Origin of the sequence: Thermosynechococcus vestitus BP-1 (assembly GCF_000011345.1) — a bacterium.
GTDB classification, from domain to species: domain Bacteria; phylum Cyanobacteriota; class Cyanobacteriia; order Thermosynechococcales; family Thermosynechococcaceae; genus Thermosynechococcus; species Thermosynechococcus vestitus.
On record NC_004113.1, the window covers coordinates 2,372,224 to 2,394,431 of the forward strand.

24 protein-coding genes and 1 tRNA gene are annotated in these 22,208 nt (G+C 54.6%); 17 read left to right on the forward strand and 8 right to left on the reverse strand.

Annotation, left to right across the window (positions count from 1 at the left end; translation table 11 throughout):
• Positions 1-8: 8 nt before the first annotated feature.
• The 5 genes from TLL_RS11570 to TLL_RS11590 all read left to right on the forward strand — a co-directional run bounded on the left by TLL_RS11570 (position 9) and on the right by TLL_RS11590 (position 3,682).
• A complete protein-coding gene (locus tag TLL_RS11570; RefSeq protein WP_231833780.1) occupies positions 9-509 on the forward strand; it encodes a hypothetical protein in 501 nt (166 codons plus the stop codon).
• Between the two features lie 71 nt (positions 510-580).
• Positions 581-662, forward strand: a tRNA-Tyr gene (locus TLL_RS11575).
• A 488-nt stretch (positions 663-1,150) separates the two neighbouring features.
• Complete coding sequence (locus TLL_RS11580) at positions 1,151-1,402, forward strand: hypothetical protein (RefSeq protein ID WP_164921013.1); 252 nt, start codon at positions 1,151-1,153, stop codon at positions 1,400-1,402.
• A gap of 208 nt (positions 1,403-1,610) precedes the next feature.
• Complete coding sequence (gene typA, locus TLL_RS11585) at positions 1,611-3,401, forward strand: translational GTPase TypA (protein ID WP_011058116.1); 1,791 nt, start codon at positions 1,611-1,613, stop codon at positions 3,399-3,401.
• Entirely contained in the window at positions 3,401-3,682 is a 282-nt protein-coding gene (locus TLL_RS11590) for a DUF3593 domain-containing protein (RefSeq protein ID WP_011058117.1), read from the forward strand. The genes typA and TLL_RS11590 overlap by 1 nt, the downstream gene beginning before the upstream one ends.
• Before the next feature lie 15 nt (positions 3,683-3,697).
• Here the strand turns inward: TLL_RS11590 and TLL_RS11595 are convergent, their stop codons facing one another.
• Positions 3,698-5,344: an ABC1 kinase family protein gene (locus TLL_RS11595; RefSeq protein WP_011058118.1), complete on the reverse strand. Its 1,647-nt coding sequence runs from the start codon at positions 5,342-5,344 to the stop codon at positions 3,698-3,700.
• Positions 5,345-5,482: 138 nt separating this feature from the next.
• Between TLL_RS11595 and trxA the strand changes: the two genes are divergently transcribed.
• Both trxA and TLL_RS11605 read left to right on the forward strand, forming a co-directional pair.
• On the forward strand, positions 5,483-5,797 hold the full coding sequence (trxA, locus tag TLL_RS11600) for a thioredoxin (RefSeq protein WP_164921014.1): 315 nt from the start codon (positions 5,483-5,485) through the stop codon (positions 5,795-5,797).
• Between the two features lie 146 nt (positions 5,798-5,943).
• Positions 5,944-7,188, forward strand: coding sequence for a DUF445 domain-containing protein (locus TLL_RS11605; protein WP_231833781.1), 1,245 nt, complete (start codon positions 5,944-5,946; stop codon positions 7,186-7,188).
• Here the strand turns inward: TLL_RS11605 and TLL_RS11610 are convergent.
• Positions 7,185-7,775: a DUF3318 domain-containing protein gene (locus tag TLL_RS11610; protein ID WP_011058121.1), complete on the reverse strand. Its 591-nt coding sequence runs from the start codon at positions 7,773-7,775 to the stop codon at positions 7,185-7,187. The genes TLL_RS11605 and TLL_RS11610 overlap by 4 nt on opposite strands.
• Positions 7,776-7,895: 120 nt before the next feature.
• Here TLL_RS11610 and TLL_RS11615 point away from each other — a divergent pair, with 120 nt between their 5' ends.
• Both TLL_RS11615 and TLL_RS11620 read left to right on the forward strand, forming a co-directional pair.
• Positions 7,896-9,167, forward strand: a complete 1,272-nt coding sequence (locus TLL_RS11615; RefSeq protein WP_164921015.1) for an FAD-dependent hydroxylase — start codon at positions 7,896-7,898, stop codon at positions 9,165-9,167.
• A gap of 80 nt (positions 9,168-9,247) precedes the next feature.
• Complete coding sequence (locus tag TLL_RS11620; RefSeq protein ID WP_011058123.1) at positions 9,248-10,567, forward strand: class I SAM-dependent methyltransferase; 1,320 nt, start codon at positions 9,248-9,250, stop codon at positions 10,565-10,567.
• Here TLL_RS11620 and TLL_RS11625 read toward each other — a convergent pair.
• The 4 genes from TLL_RS11625 to dapF are packed head-to-tail and all read right to left on the reverse strand — an operon-like array spanning position 10,559 to position 14,176.
• On the reverse strand, positions 10,559-11,674 hold the full coding sequence (locus TLL_RS11625) for a DUF819 domain-containing protein (protein WP_011058124.1): 1,116 nt from the start codon (positions 11,672-11,674) through the stop codon (positions 10,559-10,561). The two genes, TLL_RS11620 and TLL_RS11625, sit on opposite strands and share 9 nt — an antisense overlap.
• A complete protein-coding gene (locus TLL_RS11630; protein WP_011058125.1) occupies positions 11,667-12,386 on the reverse strand; it encodes a hypothetical protein in 720 nt (239 codons plus the stop codon). Before TLL_RS11630 ends, TLL_RS11625 begins: the two co-directional genes overlap by 8 nt.
• A 19-nt stretch (positions 12,387-12,405) precedes the next feature.
• Complete coding sequence (locus TLL_RS11635; RefSeq protein ID WP_011058126.1) at positions 12,406-13,308, reverse strand: VWA domain-containing protein; 903 nt, start codon at positions 13,306-13,308, stop codon at positions 12,406-12,408.
• Between the two features lie 7 nt (positions 13,309-13,315).
• On the reverse strand, positions 13,316-14,176 hold the full coding sequence (dapF, locus tag TLL_RS11640; RefSeq protein WP_011058127.1) for a diaminopimelate epimerase: 861 nt from the start codon (positions 14,174-14,176) through the stop codon (positions 13,316-13,318).
• A gap of 30 nt (positions 14,177-14,206) precedes the next feature.
• On the opposite strand from dapF, the gene TLL_RS11645 reads away from it, so the two are divergent.
• A complete protein-coding gene (locus TLL_RS11645) occupies positions 14,207-14,425 on the forward strand; it encodes an Hfq-related RNA-binding protein (protein WP_011058128.1) in 219 nt (72 codons plus the stop codon).
• Here the strand turns inward: TLL_RS11645 and larC are convergent.
• Both larC and TLL_RS11655 read right to left on the reverse strand, forming a co-directional pair.
• Positions 14,417-15,616, reverse strand: a complete 1,200-nt coding sequence (larC, locus tag TLL_RS11650) for a nickel pincer cofactor biosynthesis protein LarC (RefSeq protein ID WP_011058129.1) — start codon at positions 15,614-15,616, stop codon at positions 14,417-14,419. The two genes, TLL_RS11645 and larC, sit on opposite strands and share 9 nt — an antisense overlap.
• Positions 15,617-15,682: 66 nt before the next feature.
• Positions 15,683-16,084 (reverse strand): MGMT family protein, encoded by a 402-nt coding sequence (locus TLL_RS11655; RefSeq protein ID WP_011058130.1) that lies wholly within the window; start codon positions 16,082-16,084, stop codon positions 15,683-15,685.
• A 344-nt stretch (positions 16,085-16,428) separates the two neighbouring features.
• On the opposite strand from TLL_RS11655, the gene TLL_RS11660 reads away from it, so the two are divergent.
• The 7 genes from TLL_RS11660 (at position 16,429) to TLL_RS11690 (ending at position 22,206) form a co-directional block, all read left to right on the forward strand.
• Entirely contained in the window at positions 16,429-17,166 is a 738-nt protein-coding gene (locus tag TLL_RS11660) for a V4R domain-containing protein (RefSeq protein WP_011058131.1), read from the forward strand.
• Positions 17,147-17,722, forward strand: coding sequence for a hypothetical protein (locus tag TLL_RS11665; protein WP_164921017.1), 576 nt, complete (start codon positions 17,147-17,149; stop codon positions 17,720-17,722). The genes TLL_RS11660 and TLL_RS11665 overlap by 20 nt, the downstream gene beginning before the upstream one ends.
• A gap of 9 nt (positions 17,723-17,731) precedes the next feature.
• Positions 17,732-18,217 carry a phycobilisome protein gene (locus tag TLL_RS11670; protein ID WP_011058133.1) on the forward strand — a complete coding sequence of 162 codons (486 nt, stop codon included), beginning with the start codon at positions 17,732-17,734 and terminating at the stop codon, positions 18,215-18,217.
• A 45-nt stretch (positions 18,218-18,262) separates the two neighbouring features.
• Positions 18,263-18,934 (forward strand): V4R domain-containing protein, encoded by a 672-nt coding sequence (locus TLL_RS11675; RefSeq protein WP_011058134.1) that lies wholly within the window; start codon positions 18,263-18,265, stop codon positions 18,932-18,934.
• Between the two features lie 50 nt (positions 18,935-18,984).
• Positions 18,985-19,467: a 2Fe-2S iron-sulfur cluster-binding protein gene (locus TLL_RS11680; RefSeq protein WP_011058135.1), complete on the forward strand. Its 483-nt coding sequence runs from the start codon at positions 18,985-18,987 to the stop codon at positions 19,465-19,467.
• Positions 19,468-19,503: 36 nt separating this feature from the next.
• Positions 19,504-20,322 (forward strand): tetratricopeptide repeat protein, encoded by an 819-nt coding sequence (locus tag TLL_RS11685; protein WP_011058136.1) that lies wholly within the window; start codon positions 19,504-19,506, stop codon positions 20,320-20,322.
• A 90-nt stretch (positions 20,323-20,412) separates the two neighbouring features.
• A complete protein-coding gene (locus tag TLL_RS11690; RefSeq protein ID WP_164921018.1) occupies positions 20,413-22,206 on the forward strand; it encodes a serine/threonine-protein kinase in 1,794 nt (597 codons plus the stop codon).
• Positions 22,207-22,208 lie beyond the last annotated feature (2 nt).

A 22,208-nucleotide genomic window follows, 5' to 3' on the forward strand; every position in this document is an offset into this window, starting at 1 on the left:
AAAATTACTTGGTAGCGACACTGGGCGATCGCCTCCAGGCGGAGGCCGTTTACACCCAGCTTGAAAAGGACGGCTTCCCCATGGAAAAAGTAGCCCTCCTGGGCCGAGGCTACAAACAGTGGTCAGAGTTGGGACTGACTGATCCATTTCAAGTCGCTCGCCGGCAAATGCAACGGATGTTGATCTGGCTGGTTCCCTTTGGCTTCTTTGCCGGTTTTACCTTTAACCAAGCCACTCAAATTGACATTCTGCCGATGCTGGATCGCCTAAACAATAGTCTTTTGGGGGGCATCTTTGGGGCGATCGCGGGTGCTCTTGGTAGTCTCACCGTAGGCGGTGGCCTCCAAGTGGTAATTACGGGTAAGTCCGGCATCCCCTTTGAAAAGCGATTGCAGCGGGGCAAATACCTGATCTTGATTCAAGGGAGCGACAGCGAGATTCGTCGTGCCGAACGCCTCCTCAAAGTCCAACCCCTAGAAACCCTGCAAAGCTACACCCTCGACGAGTAGGGAATTGTTTTCTCAAAAGGGGAATAGCCAGTCTTCCCCCCTATATGGTATATTAAAAAGTCGCGATGAAAGGGTCGGTGCCCGAGTGGTTAATGGGGGCGGACTGTAAATCCGTTGGCTACGCCTACGCTGGTTCGAATCCAGCCCGGCCCATCAAAATAAATAGGCGATGCCCCAAAGGAGGGCAATAGGGCCCAGGCAAGGGTGCCACATCTGTCGCAGGGGCGATCGCGCCGCTCAAGTTGACCCAGTGGGCGGCCAGTCCTCCCATTGAGGGTGGAGAAAATACCGCGGATAGTGCAGCTATCCCTGTCTTTGGTTTGAGTGTGGTCTCTGCTGCTGTTCAATCTACTGGCGCGCGACAGAAATCGCCAGACCAGTAGCGTTTACTGGAGGAAGGCAAAGGCCAAGGTTCAGCGCCTTTAGGCCCGCATCGGCAATGGCCGCCGAGACTGCCGACACAACGTCTCGACCGCGATGAGCAAAAAAGGCGATTGTGGATATCGAGGACTTGCAGGTACGGAATATGCCCAGGTCGGCAACGGATACGAAAAATGCGCCAGGAAGAAATATTCACGCCAAGTTTGGTCTGAACCAATCAATTTTTGACCAAGGCTGGTTTGAGTTCCGGCACCAACTCGATGACAAGCTGGCATGGCAGCGTGGATGACTGGTTGCTGTGCCGCCGCAGAGCACCAGCCCGACCTGTCCGGTGGTGGTCACATCTTGGCACAAAAGCGCCAGAGATCATCCCCCTTGGCCTACGTCAAATCCGGTTTCAAGGAAAACGCCGATATCGCGTAGCGGCAATTAACATTCTTTCTGGCCGGATGCAGCAGTTTCCAGCCGAAGGGCAGGACATCCTCCATGGCCCGTGGAGCGAACCGCCCTAGCCGTCGGAAGCAAAAACCCACCAAAGCAACTACCCAAGGCGCGATCTGTGGGTAGCGCAGTAGGAAGCTTCACCGTAGCGCAGTAGGAAGCTTCACCCTTGAAGGGCGGGAGGATATGGGCCACGATTCCCTTAACCAAACTGCGCTAGGATTGTAAAGGTTTGTCACACTCCTCAACGCTCTATTACAAGAACCGCAGGAAGTCGCTATGAGTCTGCCGATTCGTAATGTTGCCATTATCGCCCACGTTGACCACGGCAAAACCACGCTGGTGGATGCCCTGCTGCGCCAGTCGGGTGCCTTTCGCGAAGGGGAAGACATTCCTGAGTGCGTCATGGACTCCAATGATCTGGAGCGCGAGCGGGGCATTACGATTCTGGCCAAAAATACTGCGGTTCGCTACAAAGACTTGACGATTAACATTGTCGATACCCCCGGCCACGCCGATTTTGGTGGTGAAGTAGAGCGTGTTCTCGGCATGGTGGAAGGTTGCTTGCTGATTGTGGATGCCAACGAAGGGCCGATGCCCCAAACGCGGTTTGTTCTAAAAAAAGCCCTTGAGAAAGGTCTGCGACCCATTGTGGTTGTCAATAAAATTGACCGGCCCCAGGCGGAACCCTACAAAGCCATCGATAAGGTGTTGGACCTCTTCATTGAGCTGGGGGCAGATGACGATCAGTGTGAGTTTCCTTATCTTTTTGCTTCGGGCTTGGCGGGCTATGCAAAAACCAATCTAGATGAAGAAGGCAAGGATATGCAGCCCCTCTTTGAAGCCATTGTCCGCCATATTCCACCGCCAGTGGGCAATCCCAATGCGCCGCTGCAACTTCAGGTGACAACCTTGGATTATTCGGAGTACCTAGGGCGGATTGTGATTGGCAAGATTCACAATGGCACGATCCAAGTGGGGCAGCAGGCAGCCTTAGTCAAGGATAATGGCCAAATTGTCAAGGCAAAGATTACCAAACTCTTGGGCTTTGAGGGCCTCAAGCGAATTGAATTAGACACGGCCAGTGCGGGCAATATTGTGGCGATCGCCGGCTTTAGTGATGCCAACATTGGCGAAACCGTTACCGACCCCAACAACCCCCAAGCCCTACCCCTAATCAAGGTGGATGAACCGACCCTGCAAATGACCTTTGCAGTCAACGACTCCCCCTTTGCCGGTCAGGAGGGAACCTTTGTGACCTCGCGGCAGTTGCGCGATCGCCTCTTTCGGGAGTTGGAAACCAATGTGGCCCTGCGGGTTGAAGAAACGGACTCCCCCGATCGCTTTGCCGTTTCGGGTCGGGGTGAATTGCACCTTGGCATTCTCATTGAAACGATGCGCCGCGAAGGCTACGAATTCCAGGTCTCCCAGCCACAGGTGATCTACCGTGAGGTCAATGGCCAGCCCTGTGAACCCTACGAATGCTTGGTCCTCGACGTTCCCGATGAAGCCGTTGGCGGCTGTATTGAGCGCCTAGGCCAGCGCCGCGGTGAAATGCAGGATATGCAGGTAGGAGGCAATGGCCGCACTCAACTGGAGTTTGTGATTCCGGCTCGCGGTCTCATTGGTTTCCGGGGGGAGTTTATGCGCCTAACGCGCGGCGAAGGGATTATGAACCACAGCTTCCTGGACTATCGTCCCCTCGCCGGTGAGATCAGTACCCGGCGCAATGGTGTCTTGATTGCCTTTGAGGAGGGCACGGCCACCTTCTATGCCCTGAAAAATGCCGAAGATCGCGGTGTCTTTTTCATTACCCCCGGTACCAAAGTCTATAAGGGCATGATTGTTGGTGAGCACAACCGCCCCCAGGATTTGGAAATCAATGTCTGCAAAGCCAAACAACTCACCAACTTTCGCTCCTCAACCGGGGATGAACTGGTACAACTGCAAGCCCCCGTGGAAATGAGCCTAGAGCGGGCACTGGAGTACATTGGCCCCGATGAGTTGGTGGAGGTAACGCCCCAATCCATTCGCCTGCGGAAAATGAGCAAGAAGCTGGCACGCCGCTAATGCTCACGAATACCTTTTTTGCCCTCTCGCTGTTGCCCTATTTGGGGTTTTTGTACTTCATGACCCGCAACCCCAACACACCCCGTTTAGCCCTGATGGGCTTCTATGGGACACTGGTCTTTGTGGCCATCACGATTCCAGCGGGCCTCTATGCCCAAAGCGTCTATGGCACAACACTAGCCAATGTAGATGGGTTGCACGGGGGGGCAGAATTTTTTCTGACATTAGCGAATATCCTGATTGCGCTCGGCTTTCGCCGTGCCCTCAAGGAATCATCCTAGTTCACTGTAGTTCACCTATTGCCAGCGGCATAACCAGAGGAAGCGAAGCCAACTGCGCAGGAGTGCCAAACCCGCCAGTGCCGCTACTGTAAAGAGGGCGATCGCTCCCCCCGGGGCTTTGGCTGACCACAACATTGCCCCCGCCAAGAGGGTAAAACCAGCCAACCCCAGATAAACCAAACAGATCAACAAACTTTCTAGCCGCCGCAGTTGCCGCTCCATCGTCGGATAACGCACAGAGACTTGTAGTTCGCCGCGAGCCAAGCGATCCTCTAACTGTTGCAGCCGCACTTCAACTCGACTGGGCTGCTGTCGTCGCTGGTTGATGAGGGTTTGGGTTTGATGAATCAATTCTCGCCAGCCCGGCCGTGAATGACGCATCAATTCCTTAACAAAGGGTTGGGCAGCAGCACTTAGGTTGTACTCAGGGTCTAAGCTGCGGGCAATGCCATCGAGGGTTGTGAGGGACTTAAGAATGTAGGTCATCTTTGCCGGTAGGCGAAAGGGTTGCTGCTCAAAAAGGGCATAGACATCCTGTTGCAGTTCTTTAAAGGCGGCTAAATCCACCGGCCGTTCAGTAAATCGATCGAGAATCAATTGCATAATCCGTTGTAGGGGAGCTCTATCAGTGACAGGCAGCAACAGCCCCAGTTCCATCAAGGCAGCAATCACGCGATCGCTATCCTTTTGCAGTACGGCAAAAAATGTTCGCACCATCTGCTGCTGATTCAGGGCTGGCACTTCCGTCATCATGCCGTAGTCATAGAAGATGAGATCCCCCTCTTTGGTCACCGCCAAATTCCCTGGATGCGGATCGGCGTGGAAGAAGCCATCCATCAATAACTGCTTGAGATAGCAACAAATTCCCCGCTGGTTAATGATCTGGGGATTCAAGCCAAAGGCTTCGATGGCGGCGCGATTGTCAATGCGTATGCCGGGGAGATACTCCATCGTCAAGACATAGCGGCAGGTATGGGTCCAATAGACCTTAGGAACGCGAATATGGGGGTCTTGGGCAAAGTTGGCACGAAAGCGATCGGCATTTTGCCCTTCTTGAACGTAATCAATTTCCCGCAGTAGGATACTAAAAAACTCCTCATAGATCTCTTGGAGGCCGTAGGCACGAAGAAAGGGTAGCCAGCGATCGCCCCAGCGAATGAGTTCACCAATGGCCAGATAGTCCAGATACAGTTGCGCCTCCAGTTGTGGGCGTTGTACCTTCACAACCACCTCTTCACCACTATGGAGCCTGGCCCGATGGACTTGGCCGAGACTGGCTGCTGCAAGGGGTTTTGGATCAAATGTGGCGTAGAGATCCCCAAGGGATTGCCCCAAATGCTCCTCAATGAGGGCGATCGCCCGCCGCGAATCAAAGGGGGGTACCTGATCCTGTAGTTTCCTCAGGGCCTCAATATAGGCCGGGGGCAACAGATCAAATCGAGTCGAGAGAAATTGACCAATTTTGATAAACGTCGGTCCCAAAACCAACAATTGCTGTACGAGCCAACGGGCCCGTTGGGATTGAGCGCGATCGCTCCGCCGCCGCCAAGTATAGTCCCACAGCAGTTGAGTCCCAAATTGCCCCAGTACCCCCACAATTTGACTAATACGGCGAAACAGCAGCCAGCGACTGGGACGAGAGGTAGAAGCAGTAACGAGCATCCAGTAGCAATGACAACAGAGCGCTCAACCTCAACAATAGCGCCTTTTTCCCCCCTATTTAGACTGGAGCGGCGATCCTTTCGCTGATTCGTTTGCCCTGTGTCTATGATGAGGGTAGAGTCTTGATCGGAAGTGACTATGGCAACCACACGTCAATTTAGTAGCTTTAGCGATCTCCTAGCCACAACGGATAAGCCCCTCTTGGTTGACTTTTATGCCGACTGGTGTGGCCCTTGCCGAATGATGGCTCCTATTTTAGAGCAGGTCAAGAAATATTTGAAATCCGAGGTCGAGGTGGTCAAAATTGATTCTGAGCGCTATCCTCAACTGACCAGTCAACACCACGTTCAGGCCCTGCCCACATTGATTCTTTTCCACCGAGGCCGTGAACTCCAGCGCTGGGAAGGGGTGCAACCGCCAGAAGTTCTGATTGATGCCATTCGTCGGCTGTAAACTTTTGAGGGCCTATGACCAACAGAGGTGATAGCCACAGCCCCTGCGGCAAAGGCAGGGATAATCCGGCGCCAAGAGGGGTGTGACTCCCCTGTGCAATGCCTAGGAAAAAAGTTGTCAGCAAATAGAGGAGGCGTAGGCCAGCATTGGCAGACATCAGCTATTGGACATTGCTTGTACCACCGTTGGCGGGGGGGGTCATCGGCTACTTTACGAATGATTTAGCAATTACAATGCTCTTTCGCCCCTACAAGCCAATTTATATAGGCGGCAAGCAAGTCCCCTTTACTCCTGGTCTCATCCCCCGCAATCAGGAGCGGCTGGCCCGTCGAATTGCCGATGCGATTCTAGGTTCCCTCTTAACGCCCGAAGAGCTGCAAAACTTAGCGCGGCGTCTGTTGCAAGTGCAACGGGTGAAGGCGGTCATCCATTGGCTCCTACAAACCAGTCTTAGCCAAATTCAGGCTCAAAGTGAACAGCGATCGGCCCAAGTTTTGGCGAATATTCTGCGGGATTTTTTTGGCAGTGCCTTGCCCCGTTTGATGAAGGTGTGGTCGCGGCGGGAAGATTTTTTGGAGCCGCAACTCAATCAATTGTTTGATCAGGTATTAGTGGAGCTGCAACTGAGTGATGAGCAGGCGGAGAAACTAGCGGATTGGCTGCTGTCGGTTATGTTGCCCCCGGATCGCCTGCGATTGGCAATAATTGACTTTCTCACCGATCGCACCATTAATGTCCTCGATCAAGAGCTACGGCAAAATACCAGTGGCACCTACTGGGTCGTGGCTAATCTTGTGGGCGTGCGCAATACGTTGATTCGTCTACGGGAGTATTGTCTCAATGAACGGGAGGCCTGTAACCGCCGCCTCGGCGACTTGATTACGGCATTGGCACTGCGGCAGCGCTTGGTGGAAGCCCTGCAAAATCTCACCCTGCAAAGTTTGCCCCTCGGCACGGTGCGGGAGCTACGGCAACTGTTTCGGCAGACGGTGCGCAGTTATATCCAAGAGCAGGGCGCTAGCGTCATTGAAACGGTGAGTCAAACGGTGGAGTGGGAAACGATTTCCCTGAGTATTTTGCGGCGACTGCGAGATTCGGCGAGTCTGGGTGCCTCCTTAGAAGTGGTCAGCGATGAATTGGCTTTGGTGCTCGATCGCTATCTGGAACGGGATATGGAACTGATCGTTGAGCGGGCGATTCCGATTTTGGATTTGGATCGGGTAATTGTGGATCGGGTCAAGGCCACCTCCCCGGAAAATCTCGAACTAGCAATTCAGGGTATTGTTCGCAGTGAGTTGCAAGCGATTGTCCGCTTGGGGGGCATTCTTGGCTTTTTAATTGGTGTGGTACAGGCAGGCGTTTTGTACTGGCAAAGTTTGCAAGTGCCCTAAACTGGAACTTTGACTTCGGACTCACCCGCCAACTGGCGCAGGTTTTGGCAGCGAATCAGTTCAGTGACATCCAGAACGGGACGGCGTTCCAACGCTGCCACCCGAGAGACCCCTGAAAGGAGCGCTTTGGCGGCCTCTTGTTCACTGTAGCCGCGCCGTTGTGCCAAGAGCAGGGCCTGGCGATCAGCCGCCACCTCCACGGGAATCCCCCGCGTATTTTGCCACACTTGCAGCCCCGCAAAGGTGGTTAGCCCCCCCGCCACCAAAATACCGATGGGGTCTGCTTGGAGGACCTGCAAGACCGTACCCCCTAAGCCGGCCACCGTTAGCCCTTGGTAGAGGTCAAGTTTGATCAAGCCAGTGGTGTCAAACCAGGCCACTGCCCGCAGCAGTAACAGATCCCGCTCTGGGGTATCGAGATGCTGCCACAGGCGAAAGTTAATTTCAATCGGGCGATCGCCCCAAGGGAGAGGGGGCCGGTAGCGCAGGACTTGGCTTTGTTGCGGTCGAGCAACCAACTTACAGCGCATCCGTGCCGACGCCGGCATCAGATCAAGCAGACGACGAATCTCAGCTTCTGGGGTCATAGGAATAGTGATGCCATCAGTGCTCTGCCCCTAGTCTGCCATTGCTGTACCTTTCCGGCAATCGTGCAGATTCCTTAGAATAAAGGGGCATGTGTTTTTTGTGCCTAAATCAAAACAGTGATGACATCGGCCTTTGCACCCTCAGAACAGTCGCTGGTTGCTTCTCCTCAAGATCTGCCCGCGGTGGATGTGGCGATTGTCGGTGCCGGGATTGTGGGTCTCAGTCTGGCCTGTGCGCTACGCAACAGTGGGCTAGCGATCGCCCTCATTGAGGCAACTCCCTACAGGCGGGAAAACACCAAGGGTCAAGCCTATGCCCTGCACCAAGTGTCTCGTTACTTCTTTGAGGAAATCGGGGTGTGGGATAAGCTTATGCCCCATGTGCAGCCCTTTGAGGTGGTGCAACTCTCCGATGAACGGTTTCCCTTGACAGTTCACTTTTCCCCAGCAGATCTGGGCACGGAAGCCCTTGGTTATGTGGGTGAGCACTCAGCGATCGCCGAGACCCTGCAGAGCGTTTTACAGTCTGCCGGCAATGTCACGTTCTACTGCCCGTGGCGGGTAGTGACCAACGAAGTCCACGGCGATCGCGCTCAGTTGACCCTCATTTCTGGTGACCCTGGGGAACCCAAGGTGGCTCACTTGGCAGCCCGTTTAGTGGTCGCCGCAGATGGTGGCAAGTCTCCCCTACGGCAGCAGATGGGGATTGAACCTAAGGGATGGCAATATCCTCAGTCCTGTGTGGTTGCCACCCTCGATGTTGCCCATCCCCAACCTGTGATTGCCTACGAGCGCTTTTGGCCGACAGGACCAATGGGCGTGCTACCCCTACCGCGGAATCGCTATCGAGTGGTTTGGACACTGCCCCACCCAGAGGCGGAAGCCGTTGCTGCCCTCGACGATCGCAGCTTTTTGGCAACACTTCAGCCCTATCTTGATCCCCAGATGGCGGAGATTACGGCTGTGGGCGATCGCTTTGTCTTTCCAGCCCAATTCATGCAAGTTAACTCCTACGCGGCGGATCGCTTTGTGGTTATTGGCGATGCAGCCCACCGCTGCCATCCCGTGGGGGGACAAGGACTCAATTTGGGACTACGGGATGTATGGAATCTGGCACAGCAGATTTTGGCTAGCCCCCTTGAGGAAATTGGCGATCGCCGACACCTGATGCACTTTCACCGCCAACGCTGGTGGCAAAATGTCTTGACCCTGGCCTTTACCGACTTCCTGAACCGTCTGTTTTCCAATACAGGGTGGCCTTTGGTGGCAGTACGCCGCTGCGGGCTGGGGCTGTTGTGCCTCTTGCCGCCGTTGAAGCGTTTGCTATTGCGCTTTATGGCCGGTCTTCTACTGCCCCTACCAGGCGATCGTGAATTCCCCAGAGGCCGTTAAAACTTGCTACGCAGTTATCTGCAACCCCGTCATTTTGTAGTACCAATTTCACAGAGAAACCAACTGCTCGGGAGAGAGGGATGGCCGCTACGGATGATCTAGAGAAAATTCGCCGCCAATTCGACTATGGTCCCTATCCCCGTGTGGCCATTGACAAAACGCCCAAGGATGACCCGAACGTTCTTTTTGTCCACGATTTAGTGACCCCCTTTTATGTGCGGGATCATCGGGTACCAGAGACCAAAGGTAAGCGGATTCTCGATGCCGGCTGTGGCACGGGCTATAAGTCCTTAGTCCTGGCGATCGCTAACCCCGGCGCCGAAATTGTCGGTATTGATCTATCCCCTGAATCTGTGAAGTTGGCGGCGGATCGGCTCAAGTTCCATCACTTTGATAACGTTTACTTTGAGGTGCGCTCCATTTTGGATTTGCCCAGTTGGGGCGAGCAGTTTGACTACATCAATTGCGATGAGGTGTTATATTTGCTGCCTGACCCCGTTGAAGGCCTCAATGCCCTCAAAAGTGTCCTTAAGCCCGATGGCATTCTCCGTAGTAATCTCCACAGCGCGCTGCAACGCTTCCCCTTCTTTCGTGCCCAAAATCTCTTTAAGCTGATGGGCTTGATGGACGAAAATCCTGAAGAAATGGAAATGGACATCGTCCGCGAGATCATGAAAGAACTCAAGGATGGTGTGGATCTCAAAGCCCGCACCTGGAACCCCCGCTATGAACAGGAGGAGGGTAGTGAGGCGCTCTTGGCGAATCATCTACTGGTGGGAGATAAAGGAAGCACGATTCGCCAACTGTTTCAATACCTAGAAGCAGCGGGTTTGGAATTTATTGCCATGGTGAACTGGCGCCACTGGAATCTGGTGGATCTCTTCAAAGACCCAGAAAACCTGCCCACCTTTTTGGCCTTGAGCCTACCCGATGTGCCGCAGTCGGTGCAGTTGGAGATGTATGAGCTGCTGCATCCGGTGCATCGCCTCTTGGATTTTTGGTGTAGTCCGCAACCCCGTGCCTCTCTACCTGAGTTAGGGGAATGGTCTGAGGAGCAGTGGGATCAAAGTACGATTCATCTACATCCGCAACTGTGCACGGAGGCAATCAAGGAAAAATGGCTGGGGTACCTCAATGACCGCATGATTGTGGATCTGGGCACGTTTATGTCCTTCTCTAGTCCCACCCCTGTCTATGTGGATGCCCTTGGGCTGGCAACCCTACTGCCCCTGTTTGATCACCCCTTGGCTTTTCCAGACTTGTGCGATCGCTATCAACGCTTGGCACCCCTTGACCCGCTCACACTCGAACCCATTGAACCAAGGGTGGCACGACAACAACTGCAAGCCCTCCTGACCCGCTTGGAACTCAGTTTGTTTGTTCTCGTCAGCCTACCCTAGGCCAATCCAGCCCAGAACTTGGGCAAGGGCCAATCCCAAATAGTTGGCGATCGCGTATCCCAGCAATCCCAATATCATCCCTACACCTAGCAATTGGGGCTGATGCCGACCAGTGGCTTGGGCAACGGCAGTGGTAGGCCCGCCAATAGCCGCTTGGGAGGCAAGAGCCAACAGTTCCACATCCAACTTCAGGAGGGCTCCCAGACCAAAGGTGACAAGACCGTGGCTAACAACAATCACAGTGGTAAAGAGAATCATTTCCAGTCCCACCGGAATTAGGGATGGCACATGGGTACCGGCACCAATCACTGTAAAAAAAAGATTCAGGCCAAACATCCCCAAAGCCCCCGTGCCCCGCAGATAGCGCATCCACTGAAATTGCGCCAATGCTAAGCTGAGGGTGGTGAGCCAGACAATGGTGGGAACGAGCGGCCAAAACTGCTGCAGTGCCCTTGACAGGACCAAGACAGCCACGGCCAAGCTGAGGAGAATCGCTAAATCTAGGGGAGCGATCGCTGAGGCGGTGGGCAGGGAGGTGACGGTAACCGCTTCCCCCTCCTCCTGGGGTGGATAAAAGCGCGCCAACAGCGAAGGCAGACTCAGCGTGGTTGCCAGCCAAATGGCCGTGAGCAGGTTATCTGCCGTCGTGGCCGCACTAAAGAGCAAATCCGAAAGGTTCAGGGCGCGCCCCACCCCCACAAAGTTCAGGCTGCCGCCAATATAGCTGGCTGCCAAACTTCCCGCCAAGCGGGGGGTATCCTCCAAAAACCGACTATGGAACAGTACACTGGCAAGGAACGCACCCACCAAGGTGCCAAAACTGGCAAGGCCAAAGGCCAACAGGGCCGATCGCCCCAAGCGCCGCACATCCTGTAAATTTACCAGCAGCAGTAGCCAGACAATCGCCAACGAGGTCATGGTGTCGTAGATGGTGTCATAGACCGCAGATTGCTGGGGAAGAATACCAACATTGGCGCAGACGGCCGCCAAAATCAAAATGATCAGTGAAGACCCCAACCGTGCTGCCCAGCGAAAGCGATGCTCTAGCCATAGCCCGAGGGCCGTCAGGGTCAATAGGATGCCCCAAAGGATTAAGGATTCATCCATGGGGCGTCAATTCTGATAGTCGCTGTCCCAACCGGGTGGGTTGCTCATAGACCCGCCGCAGGGTATTCGCATCCCGCTGCGAAATCGGGGGCGGATCCGCTACCTGGGCAAAATAGAGGGCATCAGTGGGCAGGGGGCTATGCCCCCAAATGCCAAGGGCATGACCCAGTTCATGGCGCAGCGCCCCAAGGACGAACTTAGCAGCTTGGCTAGGACGCACCACGACGCGGCAGCGATGGCGCAGCACCCCTTGGCTATCCACAAAGAGTTCATAGCTCGTTTCAGCAAAGCGAGCGCGGCGGTGATTTTGATCCGTGGGTCGCTGCGAGAGGAGGCGAATATTGGCAGGGCGGCCCGGATCAACAATTTCTAAGGGCAAATAGACTGACCACTCCGCTACTGCCTGTACTGCGGCTGCTTGCCACACATGGTTGGGATCCCACTGGGGGGGGTCAATGGCAACGGTGACTGGGAACTGAGTCCACAGTAAATAGCCCACGTCCACCGGTTGGACTGCCTCAAAATAATCTTCGCCTTGCCTAGGAATCTTCGCCAGGGAGGGGGGCAACGGATAGCGAACCGCTGGTGGCAATTGGATATTGTCGCGCGTCAGGTTTGGGGGACCTGCCAAGGACTCCCAATTCCCTTGGCTACTGCCCAACATCAGTCCTAGGGCAACCATGCCCACCAAGAACCACCACTGCCGCTTCATAGGGGCTCCTCCTTGCTCCTCAACAGGTTTGCACAAAGGGCCAGCCCGGAAATCGCCAGAGAATCACGGGAATTGCCACGGTCCAGAAAAAAGCATTGAGCAAGGCAATTTGACCCGCCAGATTCATGGGTAAATGCAACCACCCCTGCAATACCCAGCGATCCAAGGGCAAGACCACAAGCCACATGAAACAAACGACGGCCATGCCACCCCAAAAGATTGGCCAGCGGGGGTTGCGATTGACGCTTTCAAAAAAGGTTTGGCCCACCACTTCCTCGAGAAGGGCGACGGGGGCAGAGCGGTATTGCCCACCCGTGGCTGCGGTGGCTGCAGCCAGTTGCGGAGCCTGATCACCCAGGACAATGGCATTGATTTTCACCCGTTGCTGACGGGCAGTGGCAACCACCCCCGCGTCTACAGGGGCTGCACCATGGGTAATGAGGAGCAGTTCACGGCAGCGATTGGGCAGTTGTTGCAGTTGTTGGGTGGCGATGGCGATCGCCCCCGAAAGATTTTTGGCAGTCGGATCCACCTGCGTTAACAAATCACTGCGATTGAGGGCTTGATCGAGTTGGGTGAGGAGCAGATCACTATTGGTCTCAAACCGGGGCGTAAGAAACACCACATTGCGACCAAAGCCGTGGATCATCACTGCGTTGGGATTTGCCAGATCCCGTTGGTTGCGTTGTAAGTAGCGCTTGGCAGCGAGCACCTGTTGGGCCAGGGCGGTTTGTGGTTGATTAAATTGCAATGGATGATTGCCAAACGTACTGCCGCTGAGATCAAGGGCGAGAACAAGGGCGACACTGGGGCGTCCCCAATTCAACAGCGAGAAGAGCAGCGCCAGGAGGACACAGCCTATGAAGAGAATGAGGGGAATCTGAAAAAGAGGGTAATACCACAGTTGTCGCCGACGGGTCATCGCTCACCTAGGGCAAGGTACCGCTAAAGACTGCGAGGGCAGGTCCGGTCATATACAGATGTTGGCTAGGTAAATCCCAGCGAATCTGGAGATCACCCCCTGGCAGTTCAACCGTGGCTTGGGCTTGATCGCCCCCAGGACTCAGGCAACCGGTCAAAACAGCAGCGACGAGGGTGGCACAGGCCCCCGTTCCACAGGCAAGGGTCATACCGGCTCCCCGTTCCCAGACGCGCATCCGCAGGCGATCGCTCCCTAGGACTTGCACAAACTCAGTATTGGTGCGCTGGGGAAAAGCGGGGTGATGCTCAAACTGTGGACCAAGGACGGCTAAATCTAGGGCAGCCACATCCTCCACAAAGGTGACACAGTGGGGATTGCCCATACTCACGCAGGTCACCAACCACTGGCGATCGCCCACCGTTAGGGGGACATCAACCACCTTTTGATCTGCGGCTGCTAAGGTGGTGGGAATCTGCTGCGCCAAAAGTCGGGGTTTGCCCATATCCACCGTGACCTGACCATCCGCCTGTACCTCCGGTACAATGAGACCGGCCAGGGTGTCAATGCGGTAGCGGACAATTTCACCAGCAGAGCGACCCTCAAGGGCAAAAATGAACTTGGCCAAACAGCGAATGCCATTGCCGCACATTTGCGCCACGGAGCCATCAGCGTTGTACATCCGCATGCGGTAGTCGCTTTCCCCAGTTCCCCGCAGTAAAAAAATGACACCATCGGCCCCGACGCCAAAGTGGCGATCGCACCAGAATTGGGCTTGTTCCGGGGTTAAGAGCAGCTCTTCCTGATGGCGATTATCAATGAGGAGGAAATCGTTACCTAACCCTTGGTACTTCTGAAAAGATAGGCTCATAGAATTGAAAAAGTAAGAGAGGGAAAACCAATGACGGATGAATTTAACACGGCACTGCCTAGCATTCGCCAAGTACAGACCTTCATTAAAGATAGCACCGAGGTTGAAGTCAAGCTCAGCACCAGCGATCTCGTGGTTGGTAAAGTGCGCTGGCAGGATATGAATTGCCTCTGCGTTGTCGATCACTATGATCAACCCACAATTATTTGGAAGCAGGCCATTGTCTTTATTAAACCGAAGCTAGCCTAAGGGCCACAGTTTCAGTGCCACTGCCAAAGCCTCTTGATAGACCACCTGCCAAGGTTGCTGATGTTGACGAGCAAGGGCGGCACAGTCTTCGTATTCCGGCTGGACATTGAGCCGCTGTCCTTGGTGCTCCGCTACTTTCACCCGCACTGTCCCAAAGGGGGTTGGGATTTCCCGCATTTGCCGCTCTAGAATATAGCGCTCCTGTACTTGACGCCGTAGCCCCAGGGTTGTGGTTTCCCGGAAGAGTGTCTGCACACAGGCAGCCTCAGCACTGGGGGGACACAGTACTGTAACCAACACCCCTAAGCGCGATTTTTTCATCGTTATCGGCTGACAAAAGACCTCAAGGGCACCGGCGGCATAGAGTTGTTCGCAGGCATAGCTAAGGGCTTGGGGGGGCATGTCATCCAGTTGGGTTTGCAGTTCCACAATCGTTTTTGCCGTTCCTGTTTCTGGGGGGGCGGGTACCGTTCCCAACCAGAGGCGCAAGAGATTGGGTAGGGGCAACTCTTGAGTGCCAGCACCGAGTCCTACCCGCTGGAGGGTCATGGCGGGAGGCGCACCAAAACCCGCACTCAGGGCACAAACTAGGGCAGCTCCCGTCGGTGTGACCAGTTCTTTTTCGATGCCATTGCTATAGAGGGGGACGCGGTACCTTTGGCAGAGTTCTAGCACCGCAGGCACCGGCACCGGCAGTTGACCATGGGCTGCCTTGACCGTTCCGCCCCCGGTGGGTAGAGCCGAGCAGTAAACCTGACGCACATCGAGATAATCCAACCCTAAGCAGGTGCCAACAATATCCACAAGGGCATCCACCGCCCCCACTTCATGGAAATGCACTTTTTCTGGCTCAATGCCGTGTACGGCCCCTTCCGCAATGGCCAAGGCTTCAAACACCTTAAGGCTCCAGTCGCGGGCGCGATCGGGCAGATGGGCGGCGCAGATTTGGTCGGCAATCTCTGGCCAATGGCGATGGTGATGGCCGTGGCGATCGCGCAGATGTACCTGTGCTTTTAACCCCCGCTGGCCCCTGCGCTGCACCGTTTCCGTGGTCAACTCAAACTCATTGGCAATCCCTAACTTTGCCAATTGGCTTTGGAGATAGTCAAGGGGAACCCCCAAATCAAGGAGGGCACCCAAGCACATATCCCCAGCCACACCAGCGGGGCAGTCAAAATAGGCAACGGTCATGGCAGATTAGAGGCGCAGCACTAAGGAATATGGTAACAAGGGACAGAATTGATATCCTGCCTATGCTCATCCCACTTTTGCTTTTGCAGAATCTGTTGCTGCCCCCTCTGGCCAAATCAACTGTTGATACACCGTGGCGGGGGGCTGCCATTGGTAGCGCCTCAAGTTAATGCGATCGCCCGCCGTAAAAATAATCCCCTCTGCCGCTAGGCGCCAGCGCTGTAATTCATCTGTCCCGCGGCGTTGGGGCGCATAGGAAATTTTGCCTTGGGCATTGACCACGCGGTGCCATGGAATGTCAGAATTGGGTGCCACCCGATAGAGGGCATAGCCCACATAGCGCCCATGGCGAGGCCAGCCACACAGGGCGGCAATTTGGCCATAGGTAGCCACACGCCCTAGGGGAATTTGCTTCACTAGCCAATAAATTTTTTGTTGAAACGTTAGTGCCCCTGTGTCCATCTTCATAGACTTGATACTTTTTTATACTCGGAGATCAAATTTAACCCCTCTAAATCCGTATTTCTACGGAAGCAAGGCTCAAAGCGATCCACCTACATTAAACAACATTAAGGGTAGTAACAGAATTACTAAATTCAATTAAGAACAACTGCCCACGCAAAGATAGATCAGTCATGATTGAAGCAGCAGTAATGCTGAGGCAAGGAAGAGTGGAATTCGTTGCCTTGCTTTGAACCATGACGTATTTCTCGTCTAATTGCTTTTTGCGCAATGATTGCTTCTATGTTTTTTGACTTAAGTTCTCCAGTGTCTTTGTCGATATTCCTGACCCTATTTGATGGAGTCCCCCTATGACCATGACCCGTTCCCGATCCCAAGCCGCCGCTGGCGATCGCTCCAGTGTTAACCATCTCCTGCGCAAAAAATACCCGAAACGCCACCATCACTACGCTTTTTGGGACTTCTTTCAATTCGATAGCGATCGCGGTACCTACACTGATTGGAACAATGCCCGCAACCTCCTAGTCACCGAAGACTTCATCATTGGCCTCATTGAAGGCCTGGAAGAGGAAGTTGGCCCTGCTTCCAGCGTCGTTATGTACAAAATTGGCGAAGAATGGGGGCGGTGCGATGCCCAGTTTTTTGCAGAGTGGTTTCCCAGTGAATATGGCTATGAGCAGGGGATCAAGCAAATGCGGCTTTCCTATGTCCTCGAAGCTTGGTGGTGGCCCTGCACAACCCAAGGCTGGGGGAACTGGGAAGTGGATCTCAGCGAGCAAAAGCACGGCTTCATGTTCATCAATATCTTTGATTCGGTTGTGGCGCGTACCTTGGGGGATGTTGGCCGACCCGTGTGCCACCTCTATGCAGGCCTCTTTGCCGGTTTCTTCAGTGGCTTAGTTCAAAAGGAACTCAGTTGTATTGAAATCCAGTGCTACGCTATGGGGGAAACCTACTGCAAGTTCCTTCTCGGCAAACAGGATCGCATTGATGCCGCTGCCTTCTGGCAAAACGAGGGAGCTTCCGCCAAAGATATTGAAAGACGCCTCCGCAGTGGAGAACTGGTCTATGGAAAACCTCAACGGTAATTGGCAACAGCAAGCCGTTGCTGAATTCTTTGAGGAACTAAACTGGCTGGGCCTGGTGCGCCAGCAGCCGGTGGCGGCAGCGGGGGTCCTCAATTGGCAATCCCTAAAAATCGGCGAATTTTGGCAGCGGGTCAACTGGCTGGGTCTTGAGGCCAAAGGGGCGATCGCCCCCACGAGTCCCACACCGTGGCCAAGCTACCCTGTCAAGGACTTCTTTGGTCGCATGAACTGGGAAGGGGTTGGGGTCGTCTTGGCCCCTCTCTCACCACCCCCCGAGGAGGAAATTGCCGCTCCCTCAATGGCTGCCCCTGCTACCCCTTGGGCGGCGTGGTCGGTAGAAACCTTCTTCCGCCAACTCAATTGGGAAGGCCGTCCGGATCAAGCCATCTCCCTTGAACCGAGTCTGTGCCTCTGGTGCCTATCGGTCAAGGACTTCTGTGCCAGTCTTCCTTGGGCAGGCCAACCCCCGATCGCTCAAGTGAGTAAGGTGGAAGCCCCGCCCCCTGTCCCCGTAGAGCCCGAAGTCACCCTCTCAGACTTATCAAACCTGTTTTAGGAGACCCCTATGCACACCGAGTTAATGAATCTCTACTACAAAGCTGAAGAAAACTACCTCAGCAATGTGGACATCAAAGTCTTTCGCCACCACATCGAGTCCCTGCAGCAGCGGTTAAGCACCTATGAATTTCTGCGGGATCATGAAATTGAAATCTTTCAGCCTGTGGCTGATGCCCTGCAAAAGCAATATCCCACCGAAACCCCGCAAACCCTTGAGCAGGTGTTACGCCAGGCGATCGCCCTCCTGCGCTATGCCGCCATGGCCATGCTCCTAAACAATCCCGAGTTTTTGCAGCATCGACTCCTAGAGTGGCTCACGGAAGTGGTCAAGGCCCACCAAACCCAAACCCTATGGCGCAGTTGTCACGAGCTTCTCAGTGACCGCCTCAAGGAAATGCTCACGGACGCTCAGCAGGACTTGATTTTGCCGCTATTGGATCAGGCGCAAGCGACCCTGGTGGGCTTGCCAGCGGTGGTCTCCGTCCACGCCTAAGGGACTGTTGAAATTGCTTGTCATGCCTACAAATGAGGATGTCCTATGATCTCCGTTGCTGATTTGGTCAAAGATCCCGTCATCCCCGGCAATTACTACGCTGCCGATGCCTATGTGCAGGGAGATTTTGAAACGGGTCTCATTGAAAACCGCAAAGGTGCCCGTCTGATTGCCCTCCCCGATGTTTTGCTCCAAGCCATCTATGCGGGCCTTGATCAAGAAGTAGGGCAGGCCTCTGGGGTTGTGCTTTTTAACTGTGGTCGCTGGTGGGGCAAAAACTTTTATCGCCGCTTTGTCGAGGATGTCAGCGAGTACTATCGCCGTCCCCTTGCGGAGATGGAAATGGTGGAGTTTCTCCAATGCCTCAAGGAATGCTGGAAGACCCACGGTTGGGGCACGATTGACCTCGATGTGAGCTTCTACCAACAGGGCTTTTTGGTGGTGAAAACGTGGGACTCTCCCTTTGCGGCGGCGGCTCCCAAAAATACGGGTCAGCCCCAATGCGCTGCGGAAGCAGGCATTTTAGAATCCTTCTTCAGCCAATTGACCGGTCGCGATCTCCACTGTGTGCAAACCGCCTGTGAAACCCTGGGGGCAACCCATAATCTCTTTGTCTTGGGCTTGCGGGAGCGGGTCCAACCGGCCGAGGCTTGGCTGCAGGAAGGACAGGGTCATGACACGATTATGGAGCGGCTATGTCGCGCTCAGGCCGCTTGAGTATGATCCTAAAGTAACTCTCTATGCGTCATTAAAAGGAGAAAAGAGCAGTGGCCAAAGTTGTCAAGCTTGAACCCATCTCGCGGGAAACCACGGTTAATACCAATGACAATTTGCTGTCTGCTCTATTGGACTCTGAACTCCATGTGCTCAAGGAGTGTGGCGGGCGCGGGATGTGTGCCACCTGCCATGTCTATATCAAAGAGGGGATGGAGAGCCTCTCCCCCATCAATAAGCGTGAGCAACGCACCCTTGAGGTGATTACAACGGCCAATGCCACCTCTCGTTTGGCCTGTCAGGCACGGGTACTGGGGCCGGGGGTGGTGGTAGAGCTACCCTCAGGGATGTATGTCAACGCAGTTGAAGATATTGAGTCTTTGATTGGGCGGCGGGCTGAGCAGGATATTTTGCACCCCCTCGATGGCCGCGTCTTGGTGGAGGCAGGTAAGCTCATTACTCGCACGATGATTACACAGTTGAAAGATACCCAAGTGCAGGTGGGGCAATATTTCGCCAATACCTCGGATGCATAAGAACCCCTTCATTGTTTATCCTCAGGGAGGCACCATATGATGGAAGACCGTAGTTTAAACTCCCATGGCATGCCATCTCGCCGGGGGCTTGAACCCCTAGAATGGGGCGCAACAGGGTTAACGGTTGTGTTGTCTGTGGCCGCTGCTGCAACCCAACAGGCAATTTTGACGGCGATCGCCCCCTTGCCCCTTTCGTTAGCGGTGGGCTTAAACTGGGTGAGCCGCAAAAAACTGGATGACCAGTTCCAAGTCTTCCGGCAGCAACAGGAGGCCAAAATTGCTGAACTGGTGGCCTCCCAAGGGCAGCAGCAGTCAGAGTTGGCTAGCCTCAACCTTGCCCTTGCTCAGGTGCGCGATCGCCTTGAGGATGTGCAAAAACAGGTGATGCAACTCAACCAAGGGGCACAGGATCTCCACGACTACACCCGCATTCTCGACACAGAGCAAAAACAAATTGAAGAAGTGCTGGATTGCTTGCGGGAAATTGAGAAAAATACCCAAGTTATCCAAGTGAATCCCAGCCATGCCAAGGCCTACTACAACCGCGGCCTGACCCATCAGCGTTTAGGGGATGCCGAAGCAGCCATTCTCGATTACACAGAAGCGATTCGCCTCAACGATACCTATGCCAAGGCCTATCATAATCGCGGTGTGGCGCGCTCAACGCTGGGGGATCGCAAGGGCGCAGTAGAGGATCTGCGCACAGCAGCCAAGCTCTTCTTTGAACAGGGGGACATTAGCAGTTATCAGCGGGCACGGGATCTGGCCAAGCGCATCCATGAAGTGGGGAGTATTGAACAGGACAATCAAGAGGGGACAATAAAGGAGGTGCCCTTAGAAATCCTCTTCTCCTAGGGGAGAATTATTCTCCTTCTGACCCTGCATTGACAGGGACGCGATCGCGAATCATTTTGAGAAATGTTTTTCATTGATGGTTGAGGCTTGTTGTTCGCCACAGCTCATGCTGCCCAAACCTCCCGTTACCGACTGGTGGATCTAGCGGGTCAAGGCCAGTATGGGCAAGTTTATCTGGCCGTCAATCGCGAGTCGGGTGACCTTGTAGCGATTAAAGTGCTCAGCGAGCGGCAATTGCTGACCCGTGGCTTTTTGCGGGAGTTGAACTTCCTCCTGACGCTTCAGCATCCCCATGTGGTGGGCTGTCAAGCAATTGACTATATTCGTGTGCACCATAGCCCCCAGGTGAGCCGCAGTTTGGTGATGGACTATTGTGCTGGGGGGACATTGCGATCGCTCCTAGAGCAGGAACAGGCCTTGCCCCTGACGACGGCTTTGCGCCTCACATTGGACATTCTCTCTGCCTTGGCCTATGCCCATCATCGCGGCATTCTCCACTGCGATCTCAAACCGGAAAATATCCTGCTGGAGGTGACGGCGACGGGCTGGCAGGCAAAGGTGTCCGATTTTGGCGTGGCGCGGCTAATTGAGGATGTCAAGGGCAGCGGTCAAACGGGCTCCCCCGCCTATATGGCACCGGAGCGTTTCTATGGTCAGACAATGCCCGCTTCAGATCTCTACGCAGTAGGGATCCTTCTGTACGAGATGATTGTTGGCGATCGCCCCTTCCACGGTACACCTGCTGAACTCATGGCTGCCCACCTCAGCCGCCCCTATACCCTTCCCGAGGGGCTGCCCTTTCTGGTGCGGAGCATTATTGCTAAGGCCTTGGATAAATTACCGCAGCGCCGCTATAAAAGTGCAGCGGAAATGACGATGGCTGTGCAATTAGCCCTAGAGGTTATTGAAGCAGAGCATCATCAGCAGCCCCTATTGTTTTCTAGGTCACCGGCGGCGGTTTGGCTGGGGGAACCCCAGGGCTTTGCTTTGCCGCGACTACCCCAACAGGTTGCCAGTACCGCCACAGGTTTCTATGGGGTGGTGGGCGATCGCCTCTGGGCTTGGCAAGCTAGGGAGACTATACCCGAAGCGACGGCTCAATGGCCGCTACCACCGCTGCCCATTCAACTCTATGGCAGTGAAGTCAGTGCTTGGCTGCGAATCAATGCTCTGCCCCCGCAGCTTTTCTGTATCCATGACCAGTTGATCCCCCTAGACGGTCATCTTCCCTCTACCCTGAACCCATTGACCATTGATGCGAGGGGGTATTGGTGGGCAGAAACCCAGATTGATAGTGCAGCAGCGGAATTACAGCTTCATGTTCAATTGATCAATGGTCAAGGGCGGCGTACCCTTCGCTGTCAGTGGCATGGACGGACTTTTGTCGATACCCTACTCCTCAATCGTCGCTATGGGGCGGTGATTAGTCGCTCCCAAGATCCTGAAACGGCGCATCCCATCACCCATTTTCAACTCTTTGACCGCCGAGGACACTGGCGACTATACACCCCACTGCCTGCCCACCTGACGTTGTTGACCCCTGCCCATCACCAACCATGGCAAGTAGCGGCCTTTGAGGATCATCCGCAGCAACCTCTATTAGTGCTCCTACATTTGCGGCCTTGGCGGATTCAACGCTTGGGGCTGCGGTTTCGTCCCCAATTTCTCTGTGCCACACCTTGGGGCTATGTGGTGGCGGGTCGCCATAGTTTGAATTTAGTGACCCACAGCGGTGAAATTGTCGGTACGGCTGAAAGTGAACAGGAGATTGATGGCCTGGGCTTTACGGGCGATCGCCACCTTTGGTTGATTCGCCGGCAGGGAAGTGGCTGTGTGATACAAACCTGGGACATTACCACCTGGGACATTCACCTCATCCTCTAGGC

Coding starts and splice junctions, on each gene's coding strand:
- TLL_RS11580 (WP_164921013.1), top strand. CDS start 1,151: ATGACAAGCTGGCATGGCAGCGTGGATGACTGGTTGCTGTGCCGCCGC.
- typA (WP_011058116.1), top strand. CDS start 1,611: ATGAGTCTGCCGATTCGTAATGTTGCCATTATCGCCCACGTTGACCAC.
- TLL_RS11590 (WP_011058117.1), top strand. CDS start 3,401: ATGCTCACGAATACCTTTTTTGCCCTCTCGCTGTTGCCCTATTTGGGG.
- TLL_RS11595 (WP_011058118.1), bottom strand. CDS start 5,344: ATGCTCGTTACTGCTTCTACCTCTCGTCCCAGTCGCTGGCTGCTGTTT.
- trxA (WP_164921014.1), top strand. CDS start 5,483: ATGGCAACCACACGTCAATTTAGTAGCTTTAGCGATCTCCTAGCCACA.
- TLL_RS11610 (WP_011058121.1), bottom strand. CDS start 7,775: ATGACCCCAGAAGCTGAGATTCGTCGTCTGCTTGATCTGATGCCGGCG.
- TLL_RS11615 (WP_164921015.1), top strand. CDS start 7,896: ATGACATCGGCCTTTGCACCCTCAGAACAGTCGCTGGTTGCTTCTCCT.
- TLL_RS11620 (WP_011058123.1), top strand. CDS start 9,248: ATGGCCGCTACGGATGATCTAGAGAAAATTCGCCGCCAATTCGACTAT.
- TLL_RS11625 (WP_011058124.1), bottom strand. CDS start 11,674: ATGGATGAATCCTTAATCCTTTGGGGCATCCTATTGACCCTGACGGCC.
- TLL_RS11630 (WP_011058125.1), bottom strand. CDS start 12,386: ATGAAGCGGCAGTGGTGGTTCTTGGTGGGCATGGTTGCCCTAGGACTG.
- TLL_RS11635 (WP_011058126.1), bottom strand. CDS start 13,308: ATGACCCGTCGGCGACAACTGTGGTATTACCCTCTTTTTCAGATTCCC.
- dapF (WP_011058127.1), bottom strand. CDS start 14,176: ATGAGCCTATCTTTTCAGAAGTACCAAGGGTTAGGTAACGATTTCCTC.
- TLL_RS11645 (WP_011058128.1), top strand. CDS start 14,207: ATGACGGATGAATTTAACACGGCACTGCCTAGCATTCGCCAAGTACAG.
- larC (WP_011058129.1), bottom strand. CDS start 15,616: ATGACCGTTGCCTATTTTGACTGCCCCGCTGGTGTGGCTGGGGATATG.
- TLL_RS11655 (WP_011058130.1), bottom strand. CDS start 16,084: ATGAAGATGGACACAGGGGCACTAACGTTTCAACAAAAAATTTATTGG.
- TLL_RS11660 (WP_011058131.1), top strand. CDS start 16,429: ATGACCATGACCCGTTCCCGATCCCAAGCCGCCGCTGGCGATCGCTCC.
- TLL_RS11665 (WP_164921017.1), top strand. CDS start 17,147: ATGGAAAACCTCAACGGTAATTGGCAACAGCAAGCCGTTGCTGAATTC.
- TLL_RS11670 (WP_011058133.1), top strand. CDS start 17,732: ATGCACACCGAGTTAATGAATCTCTACTACAAAGCTGAAGAAAACTAC.
- TLL_RS11675 (WP_011058134.1), top strand. CDS start 18,263: ATGATCTCCGTTGCTGATTTGGTCAAAGATCCCGTCATCCCCGGCAAT.
- TLL_RS11685 (WP_011058136.1), top strand. CDS start 19,504: ATGATGGAAGACCGTAGTTTAAACTCCCATGGCATGCCATCTCGCCGG.